We start from the raw sequence: 6,075 nt of genomic DNA, 5'->3' as shown, positions 1-6,075 counted from the left end.
AATCGCTTTCCCTGCCCCCATTACATCGAAAACGGTCGAGTCAATATTATTTGGGTACTCTACATGTGTGTATTGGAAACGCTCCAAGGCTTTATGCTCTTGGTCAATTAACTCAGACTTTAGGAGCAGGCCTTTCTCTTCATCTATCCATAGCTTATAGCTATAACGTTCATCGTCATTGGCAGATATTTCCACCACAACACATGAACGCTCTATCATTCTCTCTTTCCCCTTAAGAACTAAAGAGTAATGACTCTTACCAGGCATAAAACCAACAAACTTATTAGTAAAGTTATTGGAAAGAGGACTGTTTTCTACCTCTACAACTCTGTTATTCGGAAAGACGCACATTACCCGCTCACCATCACGGACAATTTCGCCCATCTCGCCATCGAGTTGCTTTAAGCGCTCTTTCTCAAGACCCTTCTCGTACTGGTGAATAACACTCATGGTACTCGACATAGCACCTCTCGAGAACATAAAGCGTCCACGATAGTTCTGCTCTACAGAGGCTTGTTGCATAAACATCAACCAATCAATTGCTTCCCAGGCGCTGCGCTCCTTTGGAAACTGATAAATCCATTCCTCCTTGGCGCCTTGAGCATAGAGCGGCGCACCGACAAGACAAAAAAGTAGCAACAACCCACGCAGAAGAACTTTAGTATTAAGCTTATTCAAATCAATTAACATGATGATATTTTCACTTCCAAGCTCAGCTTATATTCCAACAGAATTGACACTTGCAACCCTAGCCAAAGGCATAAAACCAGACTGAGTACCACGTATCGAGTGTTCAGCATGCCTCAGTAAATACTGACTAAAATGACGCGCCTGCTCTTCAGTCATCTCAACAACAACCTTAGGCTCTTGCGCAGAAACTTTAAGCAGCGCACCTTCAGCAGAAATATTCGCAGCAGTGCTTTGTATTTCATCATTCAGTTCAGTCGTACCTTGAAAAGCAAAAATAAAGGCAAAAGCGACACTGGCCGCTAAGGCAAGCCAAGCACGACTTCCGCCTCTTTTGCTCGACGATTCAGAGCTATCATCAAGAAGCGGAACAACTTTTTGATCCTCACGGCGATCAGCAAGATTCTGAGGGACAGTACCTTCTACGCTATCCATCTCGGTACTCATATCGAGTGAAGGTTCAGCTGCATTGTCCCGGATTGCCGCAGCCACCCCGGCACTAATATCAATATTGAAGTGGCTTTCACTATCTCGTTTCAGCACCTGACGCGCCTCATGATAGCGCCCCCACAGTAGCTGCACCTCTTGTTCATCGGAGTGACCGAGTATTCGCTGAAGTTCCAGCTCATTTGACTCATCATCCATCAACGCTGATATAGACTCTCTTAATCTCTCGTCCATTAATCACCTCTCATGGCTTTGATCTCATTATCAATCGCTTCTCTAGCCCTAAATATACGCGACCTAACAGTTCCAACCGGGCATTCCATCACCGCCGCAATTTCGTCATAACTTAAATTATCAAACTCCCTTAGCGTCAAAGCGATGCGCAAATCTTCAGGCAGCTTTTTAATCGTATTCTTGATCACAGCTTCCAACTGGTCTTTACTCAACAACTGTTCAGGTGATGCGGTATCTTTTAAAGCACTGGCATTTGGGTTTAACTCCGCATCCTCAAGCTCACAATCACTTGACGGGGGTCTCCGACCTTTGGATTGAAGGTAGTTTTTAGCGCAGTTTATAGCAATACGATAAACCCAGGTATAAAAGGCACTATCCCCTCTAAACCTGTCTATTGCTCGGTAGGCCTTTATAAAGGCTTCTTGGGTTACATCAGCGACTTCATGGTAATCACTAACATAGCGAGACACGACTGCTGCAACCTTGTTTTGGTACTTTATGACCAGTAAATCAAAGGCTGCTTTATCGCCCCGCTGCACACGGACCACTAACTTCTGATCTATACTCGTGTCAGCGTCAGTTTTTTCAGGCAGTGTGGTATGAGTCATATTTTTAGTTTTTTGTTGAAATATCACTACATTATCGCTCAGAGCCTCGAAAATTAAAACGCCTTCTCGCTGTTTTAACACTTCTTTACCCTGCTCTACATGACTCAAACATTGTTTAAAATTATTGACTGTCACACCTATGTCCCACTTTGTCATTCTATGCGCTTCGATCTTTAAGCGCTAATCGCTATCTCTATAGAATTGAGACATTTCATTTACAAATAAGTTCAATATCTAAATAATAGCGGCCGTTAACTTATTGAATGAGTACCGATAATGTCTTCTTCCTATACCTATGATGTTCTAATAATTGGCAGCGGCGCCGCTGGACTAAGTGCTGCTCTCGGTTTGAATAAAGACTTATCTGTTGCAGTGATATCAAAGGCAGGTCTATCTAGCGGCTCGACACCTTGGGCGCAAGGCGGAATTGCAGCGGTGCTCAGCGAGAAAGATGATATCGAGTCTCATATCAGAGACACACTTAATGCAGGTGCTGGTTTATGTCACGAAGACGCAGTCAGGCAGACTGTAGAAAACGGCAGACAGAGTGTCTCCTGGTTAGTTGATCAGGGTGTTGACTTTACCAAGATGGACAACGCTGAAGAAGACACTTATCACCTAACCAAAGAAGGTGGTCACAGTCACCGCCGCGTGATTCACGCGGACGATGCGACTGGCTTGGCAATCTCTACAGCACTTTGTTCGCAGGCAGAGTTAGCAGAAAATATCGATATTTTTGAAAACAGGGTTGCGGTCGACCTTATCACACACAAAAAGCTTTTCTTACCTGGCAATCGCTGCGTCGGGGCTTATGTACTTAACCAGTCCAGCGATCATGTCGAGCTATTCAAAGCACGATTCGTCGTACTGGCAACTGGCGGCGCAAGCAAAGCTTACCTATACACAAGCAACCCTGACGGCGCCAGCGGTGATGGCATTGCCATGGCCTGGCGTAGTGGTTGCCGCGTGGCCAATATGGAGTTCAACCAGTTTCACCCTACCTGCCTTTACCACCCACAAGCTAAGTCCTTTTTGATAACTGAAGCGGTACGTGGCGAAGGTGGAAAGTTGTTACTGCCAAATGGCGAACGATTTATGCATCGTTTTGATAAGCGAGAAGAATTAGCGCCGCGTGACATTGTCGCTCGAGCTATTGACCATGAAATGAAACGTATCGGTGCCGACCATCTTTATCTTGACATTAGCCACGAGCCAGATGATTTTATCAAGTCTCACTTCCCGATGATTTATGAGACTTGCTTGAAGTTTGGTATCGATATCTGCCACCAGGCAATTCCCATCGTCCCTGCTGCACATTATACCTGCGGAGGCATTATGGTGGACCACCGAAGCCGTACTGATGTTAATCAACTCTATGCAGTTGGCGAGGCGTCGTTCACGGGTTTACATGGCGCAAACCGAATGGCCAGCAACTCCCTGACTGAATGTATCGTTTATGGACAGGCAGCAGCCAATGATATCAATAGAAAGTCTGCAGATATTCCCGAGCCACCCGATGCCCCTTTATGGGATGAGTCCCAAGTAACCGATTCTGACGAGGATGTTGTAATTTCGCATAATTGGGATGAGTTAAGGCGCTTTATGTGGGATTACGTCGGCATTGTTCGAACGAATAAGCGGCTTCAGCGAGCAAAGCACCGTGTTGATCTTTTACATCAAGAGATACTTGATTATTACAGTAACTACAGCGTGACGAATGACCTGTTAGAACTAAGAAACCTTGTCACGGTTGCAGACCTGATCATTTGCTCCGCAATCCAGAGAAAAGAAAGCCGAGGCCTTCACTATACACTAGACTACCCGGAGCGACTCCCCAGTGCCAAGGATACGGTTTTAACCCCCACTAATTATTCCACCCGAGACTGGTAAACCGAACTAGAACTTTATATCGGCTTACTTAGTTTAGGAAACCTGCTCATCGTGTTTTGGAGCAAGCCACCGACGAATGGCCTGCTCTAACTTATCTTTTTCCACCGGTTTGCTCAAATAGTCATCCATACCGGCCTCTATACACTTCTCGATATCACCTGACATAGCATTAGCAGTAACAGCAATGATTGCGGGCTGCACAAGCCCTTGAATAGCCCTAATATTACGAGTAGCCTCTAGACCATCCATTCTTGGCATTTGCCAGTCCATCAAAATCAAATCGTAATGAGATTTTTGAACAGCCTCCAGTGCTTCAACACCATCGTTGGCGATATCAGCTTTCAGATTCAAATAGTCAAGCATTATCATCAATACCTGCTGATTAACCTTATTATCTTCGACGACTAATATTTTACTATGAGGCGCAAAGCCCAAGTCTTCACCATGTTGAACATTATCAAGCTTGATGTTATCGCTCTCATGACTTCCATCATGACAGGTAATTTCTGCTAATAATTCATCATACCTTAGTGGTTGAGACAAAAAGCTGATTCTAAAACGCCCTGAGAAAGAAGGATCTTTAATCTCACTGCATTCATCCTTATCAGTCATTAAAACAGTTTTATGGTTTTTAAGGGGGTCAGGCAGCTGGGATTCCATTGACTCGAGTTCATATAGCAAGGTGGAATCAACCGATACTGTTACCAAGGAATCAGGGCTTTCTTTAGCCAACACTGACAACCAGGATGAGACACTAACGAAGGTTTCAAATTCAATCTTTGCTGCTCTAAAATACTGTTCCAGCACACTGTTTTGGAAGTGATCCTTGCCTTCCAGCAATAGAACTTTAGTCGGCAATGCAGTTTTTCTTTGAGCGTCATGTAGTACTACATTTTTGTCTTGCTGGCATTGCAGTTTGAGTTTGAAAATAAACGTTGTGCCAATACCTTCTTCACTTCTAAAGTCTACGCTACCACCCATCAACTCAGCCAAGTGCTTACAAATAGTCAACCCTAAGCCCGTACCGCCATACTTTCCAGTTGTCGAAGAGTCACCTTGAACGAAAGGAGTAAACAGCTTACTTTGCGCAGTTTTTGATAGCCCTATACCGGTATCTCGAACTTCCACAATTAGCTGGGTATTGTTGTCATTCTGGTAAGCCGATTCCAACCACAATTCAACTCGCCCGGAACTGGTAAACTTGACCGCATTTGCAGCAAGATTCAGAATAACCTGTCGTATTCTATTCGGGTCGCCTTTGACCCAGCGATTGATATCTGGAGATAGATAATAAATAAATTCCAAACGCTTTTCTTGTGCCTGAAAATTGATTAGATCTGCACAGTCATCAACTACCTGACGCAAATCGAAAGGAATGCTTTCTAGATCTAACTGATTCGCCTCGATCTTAGAAAAGTCCATTATATCGTTAATTAAGGACAATAAAGCCTGAGCTGAAGAGTTGATAACATTTACAAACTTATCCTGCTCAGCATCGAGTTTGGTTTTCTTTAACACATCCGACAAACCAATGATGGCATTCATTGGCGTTCGAATATCATGACTCATGGATGCGAGAAAAATATTTTTACTTCTGTTAGCGCTTTCAGCAACTTCTCTGGCGTCATCCAACTGTGAGTTTCGCTGCTTAAGCTCATCTAAGGTTTCACTCAGCTGAGAGGTACGAATATTAAACCAGCTCGCTAACTGGGAAAGTTCGCTACTGCTAGGTATTTTCAGACGCGTTACGTAATCTTCACGGCTAACAAGCTTTCTCACCTGCTGGGTCAGCTTATTAATAGGCTCCATGAAGACCAGGTTGAAGAAGATAATATAAGAGAGAGCACTGAAAACTAACAGTACTAAGAGATTGCTTAATAGGCCGTCAGATATTTCATCTACTACCGCAATACTATACCGGGCAGGCATAGATAGTACGACCTTCCAGCCAATATTGGGAAGGCTCAAGACTCTGATTGATGAAGCCTCTAATAGAATAGGGTCATCTTTCAAGATTAGTGGTTTATTTGTTGAGGCTTCAAACCGCAAACCTAACAAGAAAGCGGCTATCGTAGAGCCTTCTTCAACTTCAACCTGATAAGATTCTTCAGCCAGCACCTCTGCTAAGCGTTTAACTTCAGCACTGAATTTATCATCACCTGCCCCATTACTGAGCGAAGTACTTACCGTTTTAAGGTAACTTTCTATT

At 44.0% G+C, this 6,075-nt stretch carries 5 protein-coding genes; 1 reads left to right on the top strand and 4 read right to left on the bottom strand.

Annotated elements, in window-relative coordinates; genetic code table 11:
* The 3 genes from A3761_RS15435 to rpoE all read right to left on the bottom strand — a co-directional run.
* Positions 1–690: sigma-E factor regulatory protein RseB domain-containing protein (locus A3761_RS15435; RefSeq protein ID WP_304439618.1), on the bottom strand; the 690-nt coding region annotated here is incomplete at its 3' end.
* A gap of 27 nt (positions 691–717) precedes the next feature.
* Positions 718–1,368: a sigma-E factor negative regulatory protein gene (locus A3761_RS15430; RefSeq protein ID WP_068509103.1), complete on the bottom strand. Its 651-nt coding sequence runs from the start codon at positions 1,366–1,368 to the stop codon at positions 718–720.
* Positions 1,368–1,976 carry an RNA polymerase sigma factor RpoE gene (gene rpoE, locus A3761_RS15425; protein ID WP_068554737.1) on the bottom strand — a complete coding sequence of 203 codons (609 nt, stop codon included), beginning with the start codon at positions 1,974–1,976 and terminating at the stop codon, positions 1,368–1,370. The genes A3761_RS15430 and rpoE overlap by 1 nt, the downstream gene beginning before the upstream one ends.
* A gap of 276 nt (positions 1,977–2,252) precedes the next feature.
* Here rpoE and nadB point away from each other — a divergent pair, with 276 nt between their 5' ends.
* A complete protein-coding gene (gene nadB, locus A3761_RS15420) occupies positions 2,253–3,866 on the top strand; it encodes an L-aspartate oxidase (RefSeq protein WP_068554718.1) in 1,614 nt (537 codons plus the stop codon).
* 33 nt (positions 3,867–3,899) lie between these two features.
* On the opposite strand, the gene A3761_RS15415 is transcribed toward nadB, so the two are convergent.
* Positions 3,900–6,075: response regulator (locus A3761_RS15415; protein ID WP_068750449.1), on the bottom strand; the 2,176-nt coding region annotated here is incomplete at its 5' end.

Source organism: Oleiphilus sp. HI0123, assembly GCF_001635315.1.
This window is presented reverse-complemented; position numbering and strand designations above follow the sequence as displayed.